The sequence below is a fragment of the Colwellia psychrerythraea genome (genome assembly GCF_000764185.1).
GTDB classification, from domain to species: domain Bacteria; phylum Pseudomonadota; class Gammaproteobacteria; order Enterobacterales; family Alteromonadaceae; genus Colwellia; species Colwellia psychrerythraea_B.
The window spans coordinates 100,056-122,845 of sequence record NZ_JQEC01000075.1; the positions used below are offsets into that span (position 1 = coordinate 100,056).

15 protein-coding genes and 1 pseudogene are annotated in these 22,790 nt (G+C 36.7%); 6 read left to right on the forward strand and 10 right to left on the reverse strand.

All coding sequences use genetic code 11. The annotated features are described in order from the left end of the window. Positions 1-831 precede the first annotated feature (831 nt). Together GAB14E_RS00175 and GAB14E_RS00170 are read left to right on the forward strand one after the other, a co-directional pair. Positions 832-3,681 carry a TonB-dependent receptor plug domain-containing protein gene (locus GAB14E_RS00175; protein ID WP_033084651.1) on the forward strand — a complete coding sequence of 950 codons (2,850 nt, stop codon included), beginning with the start codon at positions 832-834 and terminating at the stop codon, positions 3,679-3,681. Between the two features lie 158 nt (positions 3,682-3,839). After that, positions 3,840-6,041 carry a winged helix-turn-helix domain-containing protein gene (locus tag GAB14E_RS00170; protein WP_033084652.1) on the forward strand — a complete coding sequence of 734 codons (2,202 nt, stop codon included), beginning with the start codon at positions 3,840-3,842 and terminating at the stop codon, positions 6,039-6,041. 555 nt (positions 6,042-6,596) lie between these two features. On the opposite strand, the gene GAB14E_RS25605 is transcribed toward GAB14E_RS00170, so the two are convergent. Then, the gene (locus tag GAB14E_RS25605; protein WP_269429149.1) at positions 6,597-6,719 is read right to left on the reverse strand and encodes a hypothetical protein; all 123 of its coding nucleotides are present in this window, start codon (positions 6,717-6,719) and stop codon (positions 6,597-6,599) included. Positions 6,720-6,853: 134 nt separating this feature from the next. Here GAB14E_RS25605 and GAB14E_RS00165 point away from each other — a divergent pair, with 134 nt between their 5' ends. From GAB14E_RS00165 to GAB14E_RS00155, 3 genes are all read left to right on the forward strand, one after another. Further along, complete coding sequence (locus tag GAB14E_RS00165) at positions 6,854-7,495, forward strand: GntR family transcriptional regulator (protein WP_033084653.1); 642 nt, start codon at positions 6,854-6,856, stop codon at positions 7,493-7,495. Between the two features lie 333 nt (positions 7,496-7,828). Beyond that, positions 7,829-9,058 carry an ABC transporter substrate-binding protein gene (locus GAB14E_RS00160; protein ID WP_033084654.1) on the forward strand — a complete coding sequence of 410 codons (1,230 nt, stop codon included), beginning with the start codon at positions 7,829-7,831 and terminating at the stop codon, positions 9,056-9,058. A gap of 43 nt (positions 9,059-9,101) precedes the next feature. After that, complete coding sequence (locus tag GAB14E_RS00155; protein ID WP_033084655.1) at positions 9,102-10,898, forward strand: sensor histidine kinase; 1,797 nt, start codon at positions 9,102-9,104, stop codon at positions 10,896-10,898. A gap of 28 nt (positions 10,899-10,926) precedes the next feature. Here GAB14E_RS00155 and GAB14E_RS00150 read toward each other — a convergent pair whose 3' ends face one another. From GAB14E_RS00150 to GAB14E_RS00115, 8 genes are all read right to left on the reverse strand, one after another. Beyond that, positions 10,927-12,192 carry a glycosyltransferase gene (locus GAB14E_RS00150; protein ID WP_052094188.1) on the reverse strand — a complete coding sequence of 422 codons (1,266 nt, stop codon included), beginning with the start codon at positions 12,190-12,192 and terminating at the stop codon, positions 10,927-10,929. After that, on the reverse strand, positions 12,185-12,913 hold the full coding sequence (locus GAB14E_RS00145; protein WP_033084656.1) for an acyltransferase: 729 nt from the start codon (positions 12,911-12,913) through the stop codon (positions 12,185-12,187). The genes GAB14E_RS00150 and GAB14E_RS00145 overlap by 8 nt, the downstream gene beginning before the upstream one ends. Beyond that, positions 12,910-14,706, reverse strand: a complete 1,797-nt coding sequence (gene glmS, locus GAB14E_RS00140; protein ID WP_033084657.1) for a glutamine--fructose-6-phosphate transaminase (isomerizing) — start codon at positions 14,704-14,706, stop codon at positions 12,910-12,912. The genes GAB14E_RS00145 and glmS overlap by 4 nt, the downstream gene beginning before the upstream one ends. Positions 14,707-14,839: 133 nt before the next feature. Continuing rightward, positions 14,840-15,973, reverse strand: coding sequence for a glycosyltransferase family 4 protein (locus tag GAB14E_RS00135; RefSeq protein ID WP_033084658.1), 1,134 nt, complete (start codon positions 15,971-15,973; stop codon positions 14,840-14,842). Beyond that, positions 15,966-17,243 carry a glycosyltransferase family 4 protein gene (locus GAB14E_RS00130; RefSeq protein ID WP_033084659.1) on the reverse strand — a complete coding sequence of 426 codons (1,278 nt, stop codon included), beginning with the start codon at positions 17,241-17,243 and terminating at the stop codon, positions 15,966-15,968. The genes GAB14E_RS00135 and GAB14E_RS00130 overlap by 8 nt, the downstream gene beginning before the upstream one ends. 25 nt (positions 17,244-17,268) lie before the next feature. Then, positions 17,269-18,618, reverse strand: coding sequence for an O-antigen ligase family protein (locus GAB14E_RS00125; RefSeq protein WP_033084660.1), 1,350 nt, complete (start codon positions 18,616-18,618; stop codon positions 17,269-17,271). Between the two features lie 8 nt (positions 18,619-18,626). After that, positions 18,627-19,949 (reverse strand): lipopolysaccharide biosynthesis protein, encoded by a 1,323-nt coding sequence (locus GAB14E_RS00120; protein ID WP_052094189.1) that lies wholly within the window; start codon positions 19,947-19,949, stop codon positions 18,627-18,629. Further along, on the reverse strand, positions 19,939-20,979 hold the full coding sequence (locus GAB14E_RS00115) for a glycosyltransferase family 4 protein (RefSeq protein ID WP_052094190.1): 1,041 nt from the start codon (positions 20,977-20,979) through the stop codon (positions 19,939-19,941). Before GAB14E_RS00115 ends, GAB14E_RS00120 begins: the two co-directional genes overlap by 11 nt. Positions 20,980-21,247: 268 nt before the next feature. On the opposite strand from GAB14E_RS00115, the gene GAB14E_RS00110 reads away from it, so the two are divergent. After that, positions 21,248-22,345 (forward strand): endonuclease/exonuclease/phosphatase family protein, encoded by a 1,098-nt coding sequence (locus GAB14E_RS00110; protein ID WP_156115817.1) that lies wholly within the window; start codon positions 21,248-21,250, stop codon positions 22,343-22,345. Positions 22,346-22,446: 101 nt separating this feature from the next. Here GAB14E_RS00110 and GAB14E_RS25420 read toward each other — a convergent pair. Next, positions 22,447-22,760: pseudogene (locus GAB14E_RS25420) on the reverse strand (DUF4144 family protein). Positions 22,761-22,790 lie beyond the last annotated feature (30 nt).

Consider the following 22,790-nt stretch of genomic DNA (forward strand, 5'->3'; position numbering starts at 1 on the left):
CCAAAGCAGCAACAAGATAACCTGTTAAGGCTCTAAAATATATTACAACTTATTGCAAAAGTGGCTCAAAGTGGACAAGTGGGTATTAACTGTCTTGAGCACCGAGCAATACTAGGGCTAATACCAGTAGCTAATATCTGAGATTAATACTAGAAAGTAAGCTCACAGGCTAATACCTGAGAGCAATGCTTGAAAGCAATACCTGAACGTAAAAGCAGAGCCGAATAATATAATTCTAATATTTACCTTTAGGTAATTATTACCAAGAAACTTTCAAGAAGCGCTCGATAATCTCTCGATAAAACCCCACCTTTATTGGTTTAATTTAAATCATCATGAACAAGTTAATAAAACTTTCTTCGCATTAATAAATTACAACTGTTGTTAGCGTAGTAGCTTTTAAGGACAAATTGTAACGAACTCTGCATGGTGACTGATAATTTCTTATCATTTATGACCACATGCTTATCATCTCTAAAATCAATTAAGCCAATTGCATCGCTCAGTTACTTTTTAATTGTTTTTATTTAACGTTAAAATCTATTGTACAAAAAACCAAGATTAAACAGTCGTTTATCATTATTGTAAAGGGCTGTGAATAATCACCTTATACAGAGGTATGACAATCATCTAAGCTGTTTTGCAGCAAATACCCCTTAAAAAAGTGATATTTACAGTGAAAGTGATTTAGCAATATATTGTATACATCCTGTAACTCAGGGTAGCCATAACTACAAAAATACGGACGGTAACATTCATCAGTCTGTTAAAAAAATAACAATGGCTTAAGCAAAGATTAACTTTGAAACAATATATTTGGAGATGTAGAAAATGAAATTTAAACACACCCCCGTTGCGGTAGCGCTATTCGCAGCATTATCAACCCCCTATGCTTTGGCAGCTGATGTAGTAGATGAAAGTGCAGAGCAAGGTGTTGAGCGCATTGTTGTTACTGGCTCTCGTATTGCACGTATTAATACGCAAACAGCTTCACCGGTAGTATCCATTGATGCATCCGCTATCAAAGGCACGGGCGTATTAAATATAAATGATTTACTTACGCAATTACCACAATTTGCTATGGGTTATGATGGTTCACAAGGTAACTCAAGCTTTGGCAACGCCGGTTTAAGCGCAGTAAACCTACGTAATTTAGGTACATCGCGTACTTTAGTACTTGTAAACGGTCGACGAGTTGTACAATCAACTTTCGACGATGGAAGAATGGTAACGGATACCGGTTATATTCCTGTAGATTTACTTGAACGAGTGGATATTTTAACTGGTGGCGCCGCAGCAACGTATGGTGCTGATGCTGTAGCCGGTGTCGTAAACTTTGTTATGAAAAAAGAATATGAAGGCACCCGCGTTTCTGGTCAATATGGCCAATCTGATATTGGCGATGGTGAACAAACTTCGTTTACAATTACCACCGGTGTAAATTTTAATCAGGATAAAGGCAATGTTGTTTTTTCAATTGATTATTACAACGAAGGTGAAGCGAGTCTTATGGACCGTCCCGGCTCAGGTGCACAAACATCTTGGCTAAACAACCCGTTAAATACAGGTGATGATGATGGCATACCTGCAAAAATAGTAGGTACTAACTTAGCCTGGCCAGATTATAATGTTCATGGTGAAATGTTGGGCATTTGGAATGACGATATTGATGGAAGAGACTATTATAATGTAACTGGAGATGAAGCCATTTACATGTACAATAGTGATGATTGGCGCTCACCTTTTTATCTGCAACAAGGTGATAATGCCCAAGGTTGGAATATCAACCGCTATAACAAAGTAAATAGTCCTTATGAAAGAAGCAATTTTTACACGCTATTTAATTATGAACTGTCAGATGACTTACAATTTACTGCCGATCTTCGTTATACCAAAGTAACCAGTCAAAACCAGATTTCCCCTCAGTATAATTATTGGGTTAGCGGCAATGATAGTGATTTTGACCAAAGCCTAGTACGCCCTGCACATGTTCAAGCACTACTAGCTGAAGATGATGGCTGGTTTAATACCTCTATTGGTCTTAACGAGTTAGGTCCACGTACCAGTGATGTAGAACGCGAGCTTTTTGCTTTTTCAAGCTCTTTAGCGGGTGAATTCTCTAATGATTGGGTATGGGATGTTTATGTCTCAGCCGGTCAAACAAAACATGATACACTTTTGTCAAACTATACCAATGAAGACAGGTTTAGCGATGGACATAAGGCTATTACTAATGATGATGGCGAACGTTGTGGTGTAGATGTTTTTGATTGCCCAGGAAGCCACCCGGCATTGCCTATGTCACAAGAAGCACTTGATTACATCTCCTTAGATGCGTTTGGTAGTCAAATAACGTCAGAGCAATATGCATTAGCAGCGACAACGTCGGGTGACATTCTGGAGTTACCTTATGGTGCATTAATGTTTGCCGCAGGTATTGATGTGCGTCGTGAATCACTCGATATGAAAGTGGATGAATCATGGCAAAGTGGCATAGCAGGGACAAAGAAACAACCTTGGTATGCTGCAAAAACGACTCAAGAAGTATTTCTAGAGGTGGAAGCTCCTGTATTGTCTGATGTTTTCTTAGTTGATGAGTTATTATTGAGCGCTGCGGGCCGTATCTCTGATTATACTTATGCGGGTAAACATAATACCTGGAAGTTGGGTGTTAATTGGAGCATTATTGACGGTTTAGCAATGCGTTCTACGTATGCGCTTACTACACGAGCACCACAACTTAGCGAGCAGTTCTCCGCGGTAAGAACAGCATTTTCAAGTGGTAAAGTGGATCCTTGTGATTCGATTCAAATTCAAAATTCCTCAGCAGAAAATAAAGATCAAATCATTGCCAATTGTCAAGCATGGGGCATAGCAGATCCTGCTAATTTTGATTCTGCAACAAAGTTAGCAGCAGGTGTAAATGCTACCACTACGGGTAATATTGAATTGCAACCTGAAACCGCGAAAACATTGACTGTGGGTATTGTTTATACACCAAGTTTCATTGACAATTTATCAATGACTGTAGATTACTATGATATTGACTTAGAAGATGCCATGGGAAGCGCAGGGATTCAAAGCACGTTAGATAAATGTGCTAAAGAAGACGATGTTAACAATAGTATTTATTGTCCACTGGTTACACGTGGTGCTGACGGTAATATTAGCAACGTGTTAAATACTACAGTAAACCAAGCATTTGTGAATGTTACAGGAGTCGATTTTGAATTATCTTATTTGCAAAGTTTAGCTGAATTTGGAGAGGTTGATTTTGCCTTTAATGCAACCAAACTATTAGATTCAACTTACCAAAATAGTGCAGAAAGTTCAGTTAATTCTGATAAAGGCATTGGTTATAGAAACGTTGAGCTTAAAACACGCTTTGTGATGACCTATAATTATGAAGCATTAACAGTGAATTGGACCACTAATTATGCCGAAGGGTATCAACTTGATGAAGATGGCACTTATGAATTATATGATGAACCGTTTGCGCCACACTCTATCATGCATGATATTAGATTCGGTTATGATGTAACAGAAAATGGTAGTGTTTACCTTGGTGTAAATAATGTTTTTGATAAAAACTATTTCGATCATCCATCAACTTCTTACGGTAGAGCGCAATATGACTCTATGGGGCGTTACTTCTACGGTGGCTTCTCATATGAGTTCTAAGCCTCATTAAAAATAGCATTATTTTTTGAATTAAAACACAAGCTTTATTAGCTTGTGTTTTTCTTTAGAGGCAAGAAACCATTCTGCATTGACTTCTTTTATTCAAAGTGAGAGGGTGACTTAGTGCTTTAATAATAATAATAAATAAAAACTCAACTATGCTCGATACGAATAAACCTTTTAAACTCGCTAATGTAACCATTAATCCGGCAACAGATGAAATTACTTTTGATGGTAATACCATTGAAATTAAATCGATGGCGATGAAGGTGATTTGCTACTTTGCCGCGCACTCTGAACAGGTGATTACTCGGGACAACCTTAGAGAAGATGTTTGGCAAAACTCAACGGCGTCAAATCACACCATAAATAATCACATCTATAGTCTACGCCAGACATTGGCAAAACTAGACTCTCAAACTAAGTTTTTTCATACGGTTACCGGCAGTCAAAGTGGTTATCGACTTATTGCAACCGTTAGCCAACAGTCACAATTGACGACAGCTCCTACGGATGAAATAACCGAAGGAAGCACACAAAGCAGCAGATATACGGCTGAGTACAACCATAGCACTACCGATGAAAAGACTGACCTAAATAGTACTCGAACTATCAACAAACAGACTTATGTGAAAGCATTGATTGCTAGCGTACTGCTAAGCTTAATTATTGTGTTGATTTATGTTGTTAATATCCCCAAAACTTATCAGCATAGTAGTGTATTAACCACACAACAAGGGAGAGAGCAAAGCCCAGCGATTAGCCAAGATGGCGAAATTCTAATTTATTCAAATCGTACATCAAGAAACTCTACTTGGGAATTGTACGCCAGTAAAATGCAAGCGCCTCTGCAAGTACAAAAAGTGTTTGATAGTGGAGATAATAAAGACAATTTTGTCAGTATTTCGCCCAATAAAAGATATATAGCGTTTATTCGGCGTAAAGCCGCCAAAGGTATTTATATTGCTGACTTTAATGCTAAGCGGTTAACTGCAAGTAATGCCAAACTTATTATACCCCTTAATAAAACCAATCTATCGCCAGCTATAAGTTGGTTGGATGACAGTCAATTTTATTACAGTGCTAGAGAAGCTGTATCGGCTCCGTTAAGAATCTATTTATACGATCTCGCTTTAGATCGCTCAGAACAAATAACCTCGCCACCTTTAGACCTATTTGGCGATATTGGTAATTTAGGCGATTATGCCGCTATGGTTTCACCTAATAAAAATTGGCTGGCTATTATGCGGTCAAAGAAAAATGCCGGTTATCAATTATATTTATATGATTTGGTCAATAAAACTTTAGTGGCAACAAAAGTGGAGAGCCTGGAAGAGCGTTTAAATATAAGTTTTTCTGATGACAGTAAAGAAATTTACTTCGTTGATCAGCAGGGATATTTATCAAGCTACCATCTGCAAGAGCAAACAATAGTTAAATTGTCGGCAAAGCAATACCTAGGTTACTGGCCATTAAAAGTCCCCAAGAGTAACCAGTTTATTATGCAGCAAGACTGGGGACTATCCTCGTTAACCACTCAAATTATCAAAATTAATAACCCAATATTAGGAGGAGACGGTACAGCAGCAGTCATTGTCAATAACAACCTATCTATTCGTGCTATTGCTGGTATAGGGGACGATGGGTTGATTTTTGCCTCAATTAAGCCTAATTATCAAGTTGAGCTATGGAAGTTTAGTGAGGGTAAAGCGGCTAAATTGGTAGAGTTTAATGAAAAGCCTGAATATAGATATCCGTTGAGTTTGCATTGGCGAAAAGGTACTCAATCTGCCTTGTTTTCTATCAATAAAACTTGTCGAATAATCAATATAAGCAATGGTAAAGACAGCCCGTTATGCCCAGATAATGAAAACCTCTATGCGGGAAGGTTTTCCTATGACGGTAATGATATTTATCTGCCCGGCTTTGCACAAGGTAATGCACGTGCGGTAAAAATGGGTGGCACTGGTTATCCAATTAAAGAGTTGCCACAGTTAGCACAAGCCAACCTAGTTCATGAAAATAGCGATGGCAGTTTCTATTATTCCAAAGAGGTAAGTTTTGATATTTATTATGTTAATGCTGAAACAGGGCAAGAGCATAAAATCATCGATCGAACCTATATTAATAATCGCTATTCAGTTAATGACTTTGTTGTGACTGCAAAAGGCATCTATTTTATGGACCGAGTAGCGGTTACCCAAAATGCTATATATTTTTATGAGTTTGCCAGCCAAAAAGTCATTTATGTTGTCAAAAGCAAAGATAATTATCCCAATATAGTGGTTAGTCAAGATGAAAAGTCTATCTTCCTGATCGAGTCGGTTGACAATAATACTAGTTTGCTTCTGATTGACTAACCCTCCGGCAGGCGTTAGCAATAACGCAGCAACGTAGGTCATTATTAAGGTGACATTATTGACATTACATTGAACGTTACTCAGCCGTTAAGGTAAATATAGTGGCAAGTATGTATTTGTAAATACTATGTCAACATTTGCTTTAATACCTAGCTAAGCAAGATTCCTGAACTAGGCGAATACAGTGACTCACTTCTTTATAGCTATAATGAATAAACTATGTTGCAAAAACACTGTCATTATCAATCATTATTTATGACGGTGTTAACGTCGCATTATGTTATTTTCTTCAATAAAATCCCCAAACATTATCGACACTGCTGTCATATTCACGCTCAGGTAATTGCCCTGCAAGGACAAGTCAATTAGATTAAATTACTGCTCTTTACGGTGAGAGGTTTGATACCCGTGTCGATGATATTTATAGTGGCGATAAAATCTTTTAGCGTAATAGCTAAAGCAAAAAGCAGTCTGCATTAGTTTTCCTGTATGGCTTAGCTAGTAATTTATAATTTTGTATCATCTTTTATCAAAGTAATAAAACACCCTTATAAGTTAATTTTTCTTACCAATTGAGCCATTGTTGTAAATAAGCTCTTTATTTTCACTGCTGTAATGCTGTTGGCGCATTACAGCGGTTAAATCATTATTATCATTTTTCCTAAATGATTGCTTCATTTGACTTTTTCACGGCTTACAAAGATATGATGAATATCGTATATTTCACTTACTTTAAGCCTGATAACGCTTAAAACTGAAGTTACTAACCGGTGATTTTCAGTGTCATATTCATTATATCATTAGGAAATTAGATGCTTGAGACAATTAGACCTCAGTATAAAACGATTACCGAGCTTGTCGTTGAAAGTCTTAGAGAGAGAATTGTAATAGGGGAAATAAAACCAGGAGAACGTATTTACCAAGAAGTTTTAGCAAAAGAATATAATGTCAGCAAAATTCCTATTCGTGAAGCGTTACAGTTATTAAATGGTGAAGGTTATATTTCTATTGAGGCAAATAAAGGTGCGATTGTTTCTAGTATTAATTCAGAGCAAATTGACGAATTATTTGCCTTGAAGATACTGATAGAAACTGACATGTTAGCGGCTTCACTTCCGCTCATTTCTGATGAAAAGTTAAAAGACGCACAACAAATTATTGAGAAAATCAATATGGCTTCTTCAGCGAAAGTATGGAACGGTTTAAATACCGAATATTACAACTGTTTATATTCGGGCATTAGACGGCCACAAACAGAGGAAATGATTACTAATATAAGAACTAAAATTGAACGATTTAACCATATTTGTTTTTTACGTATTAATAAAGCAAAACAATACATAGCTATTTGTAAGTTACTCGAGCATTGTTTTGAGCGAAAAGTTGATCAAGCCGTTGAGCAGCTTGGGCAAAATCTTCGTGATGCTAGAGATGAAATTAGAGTACTATTATAATTACAGATCAATCAATATTGAGGATGTATTGATAACTTCCCTCAATAGTTTTTTAATTAACTGAACCAACTCCCCCCTAGAATTTACTTCTTTTATCACACTATTTTTTCTAACTTTCGGCAAACTTGTGGCCATAGTTAGGTTAGATAGCTGCTTTTGGCTAATTCACTTAACTTTAAAAAACATGTTCAAGCGGCTAAAAGAATAGTCAAAAGCGTTATTAGTCTATTTTAAGTCATATTTTTCAAAAAATAGTATTATTAATCTGCTAAAGTAATAACTTAACTATAATGAATAAGACAAGTATGTCATTAATTAATAAAAGGATAGTTTATGTTTTTTATGAAATATGTATTTGAATTTTTAATTTGTACCAGCTTCATCTTTATCACCAGTTTCTCTTCTAATGTGTACGCAGAGCAAAAATATACTATTTATCTTGATGCCGATTTTAGTGGCGCGACAGCATCGAGCTTAGCCATTCAGCAAGGTATTACTACAGCGCTGGCTGAAGTTGATAACCAAATACAGGGAATTCAGTTTGAGCTTGTTATCAAAGACCATAGAGCTAATTCATTACGTAGTCGGCGTAATTTAGAAAAATTCCTACTCGATGACCAAGCTTTAATGGTTTTTTCAGGGTTGCATTCCCCACCTTTATTAGCCAACAAATCTTTTATTAATGACAATAAAATATTACTTTTAGATCCTTGGGCAGCTGCTGGGCCTATTACGCGTAGTTCATCATCACAAAACTGGATATTTCGCTTATCCATTGATGATAGTAATGCCGGTAGTTTTATAAGTAAAAAAGCCATTGAAGAGGGCTTTAGTAAACCTTATTTATTATTAGAGGATACTGGCTGGGGACGTTCAAATGAAAAAACCATGACAAAAGCCTTACAAGAAGCGTCTATAAAACCGGTAGGACTGTCTTGGTTCAATTGGGGGGCAGGCAAGAATCACGCAAAAGTATTACTGAGAGATATTAAAAACAGTGGTGCTGATGTGATTTTCTTTGTTGGTAACTCAGTAGAAGGCGTTACTTTTACTCATGCTATGGTTGAACTACCGGAAAATATCCGTTTGCCTATAAGAAGTCACTGGGGCATAACGGGTGGTGATTTTACCCAAAAAGTTACTGCCACGGAACGAAAAAAAGTAGATTTGCAATTTATTCAAACAAGCTTTTCCTTTCTCAATGATAATATATCACCCTTGGCTGAAAATGTATTAGCCTTGAGTATTAAATCAAATGAAGGTTTAAACAATAAAACTGACATTAAAGCACCAACTGGATTTGTTCATGCTTATGATCTAACCAAAATAGTCATTGCAGCTATTAGACAAGTTAAGTTAACCGGTGATAAAAACCAAGACAAGGTTTTGGTGCATCATGCCTTAGAACACTTAGCTGAGCCTGTCTCTGGATTGTTGAAAACATATCATCGACCTTTCACACCGTTTAGCAAGCAAAAGCTTGATGCTCATGAAGCGCTAACTATTGATGATTACTCGATGGGAAGATATAACAGTAAAGACGAGGTTGTTTTACTTAAATAGTAAAGAGTATGAATAGTGAATGTATTATTATTGAGTGGTATAAATGGTTAAAACTACGGTATCTTTTGCTCTGGCAAGGTTTGTTTTTATTAGTTGTGTTGGTTTGGCGGTGATTATTACCAGCTTAGTGAACAATCATGTGGTTGATTTAGTTAATACTGAATATGAGAAAATAGCTAAAAGAGAAATTAACACCATAAATAATAATTACCATGTGCTCATTAATCACCATTTAATTTTATTGAAAGAGCAGTCCCAAGCGGCTCTTTTTGTACAAGCCCTTATGCAGCCTAAAAGTAATTTGGGGAAAATAAAAGATTATATGGCGGGTTTAACTTTATTAGGTCAAAAGTATGATGAAACTCTACTTGATTTTGAAGGTACAACATTACACTCCACCCTAGAAAGTACTCTTAATTATAAAAAATTTCCCTGGTTGGAAGACATATTTGCTCAAAAAGAAAGTTACTCTATTCAAATATTAAATATTGAAGGTGCATTTTTTTGGTGCATAGCTTTTCCTGTATTATATAACCAGCAAGTTGAGGGGGTTTTAGTTGCTAATATACCATTAGACACCATTCATTCTGGTCAAATTGACTCTGAGATGCTTGATGGTTTAATGATTGAAGTGGTGAAAGGCTCGAAAACTATTGCAACTTTTGGTAAGCAGGTTATAGGGACTAAGCAAACCATCCAATGGCAAGATGTTGGTGTTAGTTTTAACTTTACCGTAGATGAAGCTTATAGAAATAATGCTATATCTAACTTAGTTATCCAATTGGCTAGCTATATAGTTCTTGCCATAGTATTTACAACCTTGTTGGCTTATTTATATGGCTATCGTTATTTTGTTAAACCCATTCTCGCTCTTTCTCAGCTAACATCAAGTCTTGAAAAAGGTAATGAACACACCGCGCTTAAAGAAAACTTAAGGTTTACTGAGTTTTCCGGATTATTTAGGCAGTTTAACCATATGAGTGAAAAGGTAGCCGAGCGTGAACGAGCGTTAAAGGAAAGCTATGAGAAACTCTCAAATACTATCGAAGAGTTAAAGCAGAGTGAATCTCAACTGGTTCAATCTGAAAAAATGGCCAGTATTGGCGTTCTTGCTGCGGGTGTAGCCCATGAAATTAATAATCCTATCGGCTTTATTCGCAGTAATTTAGAAGTACTAGAAGATTACTTTTCTGATATTGAAAAATATTATCATGAATTTAATGAAACACTTGCTAGTAAAGAAGACAAAGAAAATCACAAAAAATTAGCAAAGAAATATGAACTAGAGTTTCTCTTTAAAGATTCACCACCATTGATAAAGAGTAGTATTTCAGGTGTTGATCGTGTTACTGAAATAGTAAAAAGCTTAAAAACCTTTGCTCGTATTGATCAGCCTGAAAAAGCACTGGTCGATATTAATGAGGGCTTGAGTGCAACACTGAATATGGTTCACAATGAATTAAAATACTGTTGTAAAATGCATATAGATTTAAAAGCATTACCCAAAGTACATGTATTTCCAGGTAAGTTGAACCAAGTATTCATGAATTTACTGATAAATGCAGGGCAAGCCATAACCGGTAAAGGCGATATCTTTGTTAGAAGCTTTATTGATGAAAGCTGTGTTGTCATTGAAATTGAAGATACTGGCACAGGTATAGACCCGGAGAACATTGCACAAATATTTACTCCTTTTTATACCAGTAAGCCTGTTGGCGAAGGTACTGGTTTAGGTCTGTCCATTAGTCATCAAATAATTGAACAACATGATGGTAAAATAACGGTTAGATCAGAGTTAGGCAAAGGTAGTTGTTTTTCAGTCTTTATACCCATTAATTAAGCCTGTATTAACTGTTAGCAATAATGCATTATCCCTCTTCGCACATCAGTAAATAACGCTGCACAGCCATTGCTCTACTCTCCCATGACTCATCGATGACCGAATTTTTCCTCGACTGCTTAATTTGAGTTATGGCGAGTAAGTCACTTATATTTTCAAGCTTGTCAAAATTAATGGCCGGTACTATTTCAGCATTGGCGAGTAATATCGCTTGATAAAATGGTTTGGCTGCGTCTGCTATTTGCAGATATTTTCGATAGCCATTTAAAGCATTAAAATCAGTGGTAACTATTGGTGTGCCACTCGCTAAGTACTCTCTTAATTTCAAAGGGTTACACATTTGGATTTGTTTATTATTGACAAAGGGTAGGATAGCAACGTTCCAGTTTTGTATGTACTTAGGTAAGTCAGTATGGGGCTTAGTTCCTAGAAAATAGACATTGGAAAACTGCTCAAGTTTATCAACATCGCAGTCAATTTTACCGATAAAAACAAATCGCCAATGTGGCAGCGCCTTAATTGTTTGAACTAATAAATCTTGATCTAACCAGTTTGAAATGCTGCCGTAAAAGCCCGCGATAGGTCTACCTAATGGTAAATCACCAGGAATACTATTTACCTGCTTACTAAACAGGGAAAAGTTTACGCCATGGGGAATATTGACTGCTTTACTGCTAGGGAACTTACCGAGTAACTTTTCACTAGCAGTAAAGATATAGCTAGATTTTTTAATTAATTCCCCTTCCTTTTGTGATACAAATTGATGGTCAACACCAGCAAGGCTATTAAAGTCGTCACCGCAATAATACACACAAGGAGCTTTGTCAAAGAGTTCTAAATAATCAACAGTGGTTGGCAATGATGCCCAAATAATGGCATCTGTTAGATCTAGCTTTTTACAGGCGAACTTAAGCTGCCACTTTAAAATAGTCTTACTCAGCTTTAAAGTAAACCAGTTGCTTGCACAGGGAAATACTAAAGGGTTAATGATGATGAATCGACTGTCATTATCGTTGTTGCTATTTTTATTACCCTCTTTAGTTTTATTACTCTTTTGTTGATCAACAATGAAAGATTTAACTTTGTTAAACATTCTGACCAAGTCATGCTGGGTTAGCCTTGGTTTTCTAAGGCCTATTGAATTAAGCCAGATCACCGGCCTATTTTGGCCGAGTACTTTAACTATGTGCTGAGTTGAACTGGGATGCGCGCCCCAGTCTTCACCGAAAACAATCAAAGGTCTATCTTTATTAGCAGCAACTGAAGGTGTTGAATTTCCTTTATAATCATTCATGACTTTCATCCTCAATTGATTTCAAAATTTTTGCTGGTACTCCGCCAGCTAAGACATAGCTAGGCAAACTCTTAGTGACAACACTACCTGCAGCAACGATAGTGCCACGGCCAATGGTTACCCCTGGCATTACTTTTACCCCAGTTGCTAACCAAACGTCGTCTTCTAAAATAATATCACCAACTTGTGATTCTTCATCGGGTTTTCCTAAAGCGCGTAACTCGGCATTTACAGGGTGTCCAGGATAACCTGCTAAATAACAATCTCCGGCTATACGCACATTATTACCAATGATAATAGTCTTACCTACCGAGATAGAGGTACGCCAGGCAATGCCTACATTATCACCAATGATTAGTTGCGGGATGTACTGGCCAACAGCACGGCCACTTATTGTGGTCATGGCTGCCAATCTGACTCTATCCCCCATAACAATGTCTAAACTGCCAATTACTACAGGCAAACCGCCATATAAATAAAGCTGTTTGGGGTTGTTTTTAAGCCTTGATTTAAGTAAAGGTGTGTAATAAATGATGCGCAGTACATCACTAATCGTCTGTTTTAATACTAAGTGAATAAAATAAAGTAATTTAAAGACGACAGGGATATTCGGCATCTCTATGGTTTTAATTTTAAACCATAATTTTTTAATCAACAGGGCTAAAAAACTGTCACTGGTTTTAGCCCATTGCTTGGCGTGATTTATGTTAAATGTATTCATTCGACTGTCACCGATTTAGCTAAATTTCTAGGTTGGTCAACATTTTTTCCTAACATCTGAGCGCTGTATAAAGCGAGTAGTTGCATGGGGATAACGCTGATTATGGGTAGAATGGACTCTGGTATTGATGGTAATTCAAAGAATTCATCCTCTTTTATGGTGATATGCTGGCGTATACTCTTATCACCAATAATAAACAGAGGTGCATTGCGCGCTTGTACTTCTTGAATATTTGAAAGCAATTTATCAGTCAGGCTATTTTTAGGGGCTATGACCAGTACTGGCATATTTTCATCAAGTAAGGCTATAGGGCCGTGTTTTAATTCACCTGCGGCATAAGCCTCTGCATGAATGTAGCTGATCTCTTTGAGCTTCAGCGCACCTTCTTGTGCAATCGCGGTGAGTGCACCACGACCAAGAAAAAGGATGTTTTTATAGTTAGACAACTTTTTAGCCATCATTTTCATTTCAGTACAGCGTTGTAAAACTTTCTCCATGATAGAGGGCAATTGCAGAAAGCTTTGTGTTAATTGGGCTAATTCAGTCTCCTCTATAAATGCTCTTTGTTGTGCTGCTTCAACAGCCATTTTATAAAATATTGCTAACTGACAAGTAAACGCTTTGGTTGAAGCAACACCAATTTCAGGACCGGCGTAAATTTCAAAAGTAAAATTTGCCTCTCGCGCTATGCTGCTATTAGCCACATTAACTAATGCCAGTGTTTGTGCTTTTTTACTTTTGGCATAACGTAATGCTGCTAGCGTGTCCGCTGTTTCTCCAGATTGAGAGACAAAAATAGACAATTCATTATTGGAGACGATAGGTGAGCGATAACGATATTCTGAGGCTATATCTATTTCAACTGAAATATTGGCATACTTTTCAAACCAAGATTTTGCCACTGAGGCTGCATAATATGAAGTGCCACAAGCAATAATGGTGATCTTATTCAAGCTGTTAAAATTAATGATTGAATATTCACTGCTTTGATTAGTAACTGACAGTCTTTTAAGTAAATCTACTTGCTCAAAGATTTCTTTCTCCATGAAAGAGCTATGCTCTCCCTTTGACACAACCTTTGCACATTGTTTGTTAGCAATATAATGAATCTCCTTATTGGTAGAGCTATTACAAAGTTTTATTTCATGACTGTTTAATTTTATTAATTCATTATCTTTAGGGTAATAGATTTTACCGCTATCAGTGCCTAAAGCCATGGCATCTGAGGCCATATAAGCACCATTATTACCTTGTGATATCACTAAAGGACTATCTTTTTTAACTGCATAAAGATTACTACTGACACCATTGATTAGCACACCAAGGGCATAACTGCCTTTTAATTGGCTGATGGTTTTCTCAATAGCTTGTTCTTCAGTCATTTGCTGACCGAGATAATGATTTATTAAATGAGGAATTACTTCGCTATCAGTTGAACTATTAAAGTGATGGCCCCATTGCATTAATTGTTGTTTTAGCTGTAGGTAGTTTTCGATAATTCCATTGTGAACAACGGATACTTGGCCACATTGATGAGGATGGGCATTGGTTACATTAGCTCTGCCGTGTGTTGCCCAACGGGTATGACCTATGCAACAATCACCATCAATAGATTGCATTGATAATCTTTGTTTTAAGTTGCTAAGTTTGCCTTGTGCTTTAATTGTTTGAATTTCATTATTAGATAATATTGAAATACCAGATGAGTCATAACCGCGATACTCAAGTCTGCCAAGACCTTCTAATACTGGTTTTATTGCTGATTCTGCTACTGCCCCAATAATTCCACACATAACAACTACCTCTTTTATATTGTTTAGCTACTTTATTGAGATGCAGCTATCAGGCCAGTTGTATATGTGCTTTAAAATCAATCGCTTAATGTGTTCTGTGGTTTTTTATTTGCATATTGCAAAGTGTGTTTTGCTAATTAGGAATGCATTTGAGAATCTGAGAATAGCAGCGTAAATGGCAATATTGTTGTGCGGAATGCTTTGCTTGTTGAGCAATTTTCAATAAATAAGTAGGATCATTGATTAATCGGGTTAATGCTTGCACTAAACTTTCCATGTCATCTGGGTTATATTTAATACAGTCATATCCATCTGTAAGGTTTTGATCCCAATAAGCATTGTCGGCGGGTATTACGATGGCGAGTCCAGCAGCCATTGCTTCTAAAATCGACAGGCCAAAAGGTTCATGTTCTGAAGTGGAGATAAATACCGATGATCGCGCTCTAATATCATTTAGATTTTTCGGATCTGCATACAAGTAAAGATTATCAACTTTAGCAAGGTGAGTTATATCAAAATAAGCATCGGTTTGGGGATCAATATAACAAACGCTAGCAAAGTATTTATCAATATTTTTATGGTTGTTATTTAGTTCAGACACCGCAGAAATAAAGAGCTCCACCCGCTTCCACTTTAATAATGAGGCGGCCCACAAAAAACCTACTTTATCGCTATTTTTATTATGTGTATCTTTTGCTTTTATGGCGGAGCAGTTAATCCCATTGATAAAAGGTTTAAACTTTTTTTTAGTGATTTTTTCATTATTACTGTGGGATGTTAAAGTTTGTACAATAGAAGAGTGAGTGGAGGGTAGGTAAAACACCTGCTTTGCTCGTGTTAAGCCAAAACTTGAAACCTTAGAGTTAGCAATATTGCCTTGAACAAGCTGAACAATATCTATGTTAATGATTTCACTAAGAAGGTATAAAGAAAAATCAACGCTTGGCCCGGAAAAACCGATAATCTTGGTAAATCTTTTAAGTCTTATCATATTGCTTAGTAAAGAAAATAAGTAAACAAAGTGCTTTAAAAAGAAGAGTATGCCAGTTGTTTTATTCTGTAGGTAACGAGGAGAGAACAAAGGCACGAAGTTGACATTAGTCTCGCAGGTGTTGCAACCATCGTAATCAGAACACCATGACTCTTTGTCATTCGAAATAACCCATACCTCAATATTACGGGGTAATTCAGCAATTATTGTCTGCATGACTTTTTTAGACCCGCCCTTAAAAGGCACAGGATCATAAATTAATACACGTTTAATCATGACTCTTTCCCCATGAAAACTTCATTGTCAGAAATTTATAGCCTTTAGTTAAGGCCTTGCTTAAAAAGGCTATAAATAATGTTTTAACATGCAAAAAAATAGTGGCCATCACATTGCGCTGGCTTTTATGATGCAACAAGCTTTGATAGGCAAGATTGAAGGCAATAAATTGCTGCTCTAAAGAGAAAGACTGCTTTATATGTTTTTGGGCATTGTCAGCGAGTTTCTTTCTTAAAGAGGGTATTTCAATTAAGGACCTTATCGCGTTAACCAGTTCATCGCTATTGTTGGGCGAAACTAAAAGCGCATTTTCTTGATGGTTATATATTTCATTAATACCAGCAATATTACTGGTAATAATGGGCAGTTTAGCCAAACTTGCTTCGGCCAACGTTAGACCAAAAACCTCTTCAGCAGGCACTGAAATAAAACAATCGGCATTGCTTGAGTATATTTCAGCTACCTCATCGCTAGCGGGAAAGAATTTAACGCTATTATTTAAATTTAACTGAGCGACTAAATGCACTAACTTGGTTTTTTCACAACCAGAGCCAAAAATGGCAAGTTTTACCTGATAATCTTTTGTTAACTTCTCGATAGCATACAATAATACATTTACTCGTTTTCTAGAGATTAATGAGCCCATATATAAGATGACAAAGTCATCTTCTTTTGCTGAGAGTTCAGCTCTAAGGTCACGTGGAGTTGAACTCAGTACTCGTTTGGGCTCAATACCATTATAAATCACCTCGACTCGCTGGTTTATAAATTCATCTTGTTTAAATAACGCAGTGACTGATTGGCTGACACCTATGACGCTATCAGCGCCGTGGAACAATAAGGTTAACCGGTCTCTATACATATACCGTGCATGTAAATGTAGCAATAAAGGCGTAGCAGTATATTTGCAAACAGGTACCATCCATTGACAGGGCGCGCCGTTGTTACAGTGCACTAAAGAGATTTTATAATCTGTTATTAATTTTCTGGCTTTAGCCAATAATTTGAAAAACTGTATGAAGTTCCATCGAGGCAGAGTCCAATAACCAAGGCATACAAAGTTGTCTAAGATAACGTCAATACCCAAACACTTAGCCTTTTTTGCTAAAACCTCACTATTACACCAAAGTACAGGTGCGTAATGGCCTGATTTTGCTGATTTAAGTAAATCTAGTAGCACTATTTCACTGCCTCGAAGCCAGTTTTCGCCATAGTGAACATATAAAACCCGAGTTCTAACTCCTTTTCCCTGTGTTATATTTTCTGACATATGACCTCCTCATATTTTCAACTACTCATAGTTGGTTCTTTGATTGCAGATAACGATTCAAGGCGATAACTAAGGCCACTTGCAGGTAGATTGGCCAAATAAAACCTTGTGTCAAGAAGGTTCCTGAAACGATAAAGCCAATAATACCGGCGGGAGCTGCATTTAAAGCAACCCGTATGCCAGGGGTATGATGTTCAGTCTTGATTGTTTTCAACATTTTTAAAGACATCAGTAGGGTACTGACAATTAACGAAACGAAAAGGATAAAGCCAACAAAACCAGACTCTGCCAATACGCCGAACCAAGTGGAATGTACAGCGTGATTTAAGCCATCCCAATGAGTGCTGTAAGAAAAGTAATTATAATAAAAGTTATTAATTCCTACGCCAAAAATAGGATTGTCTAGAGCCATATTCCATGCAGCTTCCCATGCATACAAGCGGCCCATTGCTGATTCATCTATGCCTTCTTCTGCTGCGCCGCCTGATGCTCTATCGCTAATGCCAGCAACAATAAATAAAATCATCATTGAAATAGCGCCACCAGAAAATAATAAGACCTTTGAACGTATACGGTTATAAGCGAATAAGCTTATTACGGCTAAAAAACCCAATAAACCACCGCGGCTTTGGGTGGCAAGTAATGCATAAAGTAAAATGCAAAAAGTACTAAAGCTAAAAAATCGTTCAAACTTAGAAAGTGATTTCTCTAGAAATGTGGCTATAGCAAAAGCCATGGGATACAAGAGGACCAAGGCTAAATCATTTGGATCGCCAAGTAATGAACCGATATCTCGGCCTATGGTGACCCTAGAGCCTTCCACTAAGCCAATATTATTTAATTTGTTATACAAGGCAATTATACCTACACAGGCACCAGAAAAAATAAATACCCGGCTAGCGGTGATAAAGTGACTTTCTTGACGCATCATCCAGGCAACAATAAAGGTAATTAATATTATTTTGCTGTAAACACCAGTCCAAGAATTTTTGGCTACTGCGACATTACTAGCAAAGGGGATTGCAATTGTTACCAGTAAAAAAAATAGTATTAAAAAGGTAAATTGTGGACACCAGTAAGGGTTAAGGTTTTTGCTTATAGTTGCCCGTAAAAAGATAACAAATAGTGCTGATAGAGCCAGTAATAAAGGTAACTTTAAGGGTTCTAAAAAAGGAAATACTTCATGAATCCGAAAAAAAGAAAAAACGACAAATGCTAACACAATATAAAATGAGAAGTTGACCATACCCCATAGCGCAAAGGGAATTAAACCTATAACAATAAAGATTAACGGGTGAGGAAAAATATATAGCGCTAATGTCGTTAGCATTAGGGTAATTATCATACTCGTCATGTTTATCGGGGTATAAATCATAGGTAGCCTTAGCTCATTTGCCCAAACCAGGTGGCGACAACTGCGGCGCTAATTGCAGGGTACAGATATGCAAACTTGTACGGCAAGTAGATCTTTTGTTGACTGTAGTAGTAGAAAAGTCCCATGCGTATAACATTTGCAGCAATAAGCGCGATAAGTGCGCCTTCAATCATAAATAGCGGCACTAACACGACCAGTAAAAGGCCGCCAATACCACTGGAAGCAAGATTAATATTCATTTGCAAGCGGGTACTTTTCTCGACAAAACAACCCAAATTTAATAAATCGGCCAGCATTTTAAATAAGGTGCAAAGCAGTAACCAAGGTAAGATAGCAATAGCACCATGGTAAGCTGTAGGTGTTAAATGTTGTATGAGTAACGGGCCGATTAAGCCTAGGCCACCACATAAAAGCACTGAAATGATGGCACCAAGCACAGCAAAGTGTGCATTTATATTTTTACCATCGTGTTCTTTAAGTACTGAGAATCTTTTAGGAAACCACCATAAGGTAAAAGGCTGAATAAGCAGGGTAGGCACTAAAGCGAACTTTATGGCAATAGCATACGCGGCAATTTGAGTGGCACCAAAGTGTTCAGCGAGTAACCAGCGGTCCATACCTGATAAAGTAAAGGTCGCAGCGCCACCAATAAAAATAGGACCGGCATAATAAATTATTTTTTTTATATTACTTATAACATCAGTAATGGAGAAACGGACTTGAATTTCTTTTAATTGAATAACACATAAAATTATTGCAACAATTACTGAGGATACTGCGCCTGAAGCTAAAATACTGGTGATGCCCCAACCATTGATTAACCAATAAAAAGTGAGTGAAACTTGAAGTACTACTTTTAGTATCGAAATAATGAAAAATAATCCTGCTCGTTCAGTAATGCGTAACCAGGCTAATGGAATATTTATTAAACCACCGACAGACAGTGCTACGCCAAGTAAATAAAGTTCATTTTCGGTTATATCACCCGGTAAAAAAGGCAGTAAATCTTTAGAATAAAAGTGGAAAATAGCATAGGAAATAATGGCAATAATGGCAGCCACTAATAAACACTCTGCAGCATGACGTTGCTTTTTTTCAATGCTATCGGCTAAACCGACAAACCGGTATAAAGCTTCGACTAAACCAAAGCCTAAAACGATAGAGACAATATTAGAAAATACTACCAGAACCTCGAGTCGACCATATTCAGTCGGCATTAAATAACTGGTATAAATAGGTAGCATAATTAAAGAAATGCCTTTCATCAGAAAAATACTAAGACCATAAAGTGCGGATTGATTTAATAGGTTTTTATATCGATTATTTAGCATGTGAACCTCCTATTAACGCTTTACGATAAACATTAAATATCTGAGGAATAACGGCGTTACAAGAAAAATTATTTCTAATATGTAAATATCCGAATAAGGACATTTTACTTCGTTGTGTCTGCGATAACGTCTGACCCTGTTTAATTGACTCAATAAAATCCTGTTCGTTAAATGGCGCAATTAACCAGCCACTAAGGTCATTAATTACCACTGATGCTATGCCACCAATATCAAAACTAATGACTGGAATCCCCCTGACTAGAGCCTCAATCGCTACTAATGGTAAACCCTCTTCACGACTGGTAATGCATAACAGGCTTATCTTTGGCCAGTGGGGGATCATCGACGTGACATGGCCGACTAATTCCACGTTGTCAGAAGCTGTAGCGGTTATTTCATCGGACATTGGACCATCGCCATATATCGAAAAAGAGTATTGGGGTAATTGCTTGGCTAACCGAAGAAACACATCAGGACCTTTTTCAAAACTTAAGCGACCGACAAAAGCTACTTGTGTTGCCGGCACCGTTGTCTTAAATGATTGTGTGGGTAACTCAACAAAATTTTGGATTACATCGGCAGTTAAATTAGCGGATTTTTTGATTTGCTCAGAGACACAGATACAAGGAGATAAATGAGCGGTTATACGGTCTAGCCATGAATATAATCTAATTTTAATGTTGCCTTTCTCGCCTGAATGAAAGGTAGATACGACGGCTTTCTTGGCTAATTTGCAGCTGATTCGACCAATAATTCCAGCTTTATAACCATGTGTGTGCACAAGATTAATATTCGACTTTTTTAATAAGTTAAAAAATGTATTAAAACCGCCATCTAGTTTTACTAATCTCGAACGAAGAAATTGTTCAGATTCAAATACAGGGTGTTCACCATAATTATTTAATAAAATAATTTGCACATGATGACCCGATTTATGAAGGCCTTTAGCAAGGTTGGCAACATGGGTTTCTATGCCGCCATAATCTTTACTATCAAGCAATAACGCTATTTTTAGATTTTCTGTCGTCATGTTAAACCTCTTAATACATGTCCATACCTTGAATTTGCATAAAGTAGGCCAGTTAAAAATAAAATTAATAGCCGTTAAAGCGGTAATTTATATAAATAATGATGCTTTATTTGCAAATTGCACAAATAGCTGTTGCTTTGCAAAGCAAATTTGAAATAACAGGGGATCGAGCAATGTTAATCAGTAAGGTGTTATCTTTTGAGCTAAAATAAAATAATGATAGTTAACTTGATTCTGCTGAGATGGTAGTTACATGGAAATGAGGTTATTGACAGCAGTAATACTTATATTCATGCCAAGCCTTATTTGGTTACTGTTAAGGCAGGTTCAATCACCCTGGTGGCTTGAAAATATTTTATCGACCCCTTTTGTATTATTGGTTATTTATAGTATTTTGATATTAGTATTAAGTTACTTTGCCTTAAATTTACATAGTTTTAGCTATTGTTTAAGTTATTACCTAAGTGGCATGTTAATTAACTTTATCTTGGCAACATTTTTAAATAATGCGGTTAGCATTAATAATCCGCTCGCTTTTAAGAACTTATTCACTTTTAAAAATAGTGTCACTTTGAATAGTAAAACCTGTAATGATTCCGTTATTTTTTTTCAGTTCAACATAAAGTATACTGAGAAAGAACATGAGTTAAATGAATTGGTAGCGCACCTTATTGCTAAGCAATATCATTTAATTACCCTGCAAGGCGTAAGTCAGCAAACAAAGCGGCGGCTTGTCGAAAAATTAAGCCCTCATTTCCCATATTTTATTACCGGCGAAAATTCTCTTCAGCAGGTATACAGTGACCAACTGCTCTTTAGCCGTTATGGTTTTGCTAATATTAAATATTATAAAAAGGGCCATAGTGCATTTTTAATATCAAGCCAATGGCAGTTACCCAATAACATAACCAATTTACACAGCTTACATCCACCCTCACCACGTAATGAAAGCTTGTGGAAAATCCGAAATACAACCTTATACCAATTAAAAAATGCACTGAAAAAATCGCGCTCACGAGCTGCATTCGTTAAAGGGGAGGCAGTAAATAACTCATTGGCGAATGAGGCATTGGTTATCAGTTCATTAGTTAATAGCTCATTAGCAACTGGCTCTTTAGTGATAGGGGATTTAAACCTTTCAAAACATTCAAGTAGATTAGTTAACTTAACGCAGGGCATGAATACGGAGTTTGTCAATTCGTGGCCGAATAAACGTTATGTTGCTAGTTTCTTTGGTTTAGCGATAGATCATTTTTGGGTGTCAAAGCCAGCAGTCATTTGCGCTAGAGTACGCATTAATGCGTTTAATTGGTCTGATCACTATGCAGTCAAAACCCAAGTTGATTTTAAGAAACAAATAAATTAATGACATTTATTTTTAGTTTAGCAATAATCAAAATACTTGCGGTACAGTAAGAAATGGCGGTGATTAATATTGAAAAATCACCATGTTCTGCTGCTTATAGTTTAATGAAACAGTGACCTAATAGCGTCTGAAACCGTTAAGAAATGGATTTTAGTCAGGCATAGTTCAGCATTGTTGAACTCGTTAGCACGGATTAAACCTGTTACTTCGCCAACAGCTAATATCCGCTCTGTTTTGACTAATACGAGTTGCCCCGATATTAATTCGATTAAGTAACTTAAACCTATAGAGTCTATGACGTAATCATCATCACTAAAGATTAACGCTTGGCACTCCGAAAAAAATTTTGTTCAGAGTCTAAATAAATAAGCTCGTCATCACCTGCTAGTTTTAAAATACATGGCCATAAAACCAAAATAACACTCCAATAAATATGGCGACCATT

Coding starts and splice junctions, on each gene's coding strand:
- GAB14E_RS00175 (WP_033084651.1), top strand. CDS start 832: ATGAAATTTAAACACACCCCCGTTGCGGTAGCGCTATTCGCAGCATTA.
- GAB14E_RS00115 (WP_052094190.1), bottom strand. CDS start 20,979: ATGACGACAGAAAATCTAAAAATAGCGTTATTGCTTGATAGTAAAGAT.
- GAB14E_RS00170 (WP_033084652.1), top strand. CDS start 3,840: ATGCTCGATACGAATAAACCTTTTAAACTCGCTAATGTAACCATTAAT.
- GAB14E_RS00155 (WP_033084655.1), top strand. CDS start 9,102: ATGGTTAAAACTACGGTATCTTTTGCTCTGGCAAGGTTTGTTTTTATT.
- GAB14E_RS00165 (WP_033084653.1), top strand. CDS start 6,854: ATGCTTGAGACAATTAGACCTCAGTATAAAACGATTACCGAGCTTGTC.
- GAB14E_RS00135 (WP_033084658.1), bottom strand. CDS start 15,973: ATGATTAAACGTGTATTAATTTATGATCCTGTGCCTTTTAAGGGCGGG.
- GAB14E_RS25605 (WP_269429149.1), bottom strand. CDS start 6,719: ATGAAGCAATCATTTAGGAAAAATGATAATAATGATTTAACCGCTGTA.
- glmS (WP_033084657.1), bottom strand. CDS start 14,706: ATGTGTGGAATTATTGGGGCAGTAGCAGAATCAGCAATAAAACCAGTA.
- GAB14E_RS00150 (WP_052094188.1), bottom strand. CDS start 12,192: ATGAATGATTATAAAGGAAATTCAACACCTTCAGTTGCTGCTAATAAA.
- GAB14E_RS00145 (WP_033084656.1), bottom strand. CDS start 12,913: ATGAATACATTTAACATAAATCACGCCAAGCAATGGGCTAAAACCAGT.
- GAB14E_RS00120 (WP_052094189.1), bottom strand. CDS start 19,949: ATGCTAAATAATCGATATAAAAACCTATTAAATCAATCCGCACTTTAT.
- GAB14E_RS00125 (WP_033084660.1), bottom strand. CDS start 18,618: ATGATTTATACCCCGATAAACATGACGAGTATGATAATTACCCTAATG.
- GAB14E_RS00160 (WP_033084654.1), top strand. CDS start 7,829: ATGTTTTTTATGAAATATGTATTTGAATTTTTAATTTGTACCAGCTTC.
- GAB14E_RS00130 (WP_033084659.1), bottom strand. CDS start 17,243: ATGTCAGAAAATATAACACAGGGAAAAGGAGTTAGAACTCGGGTTTTA.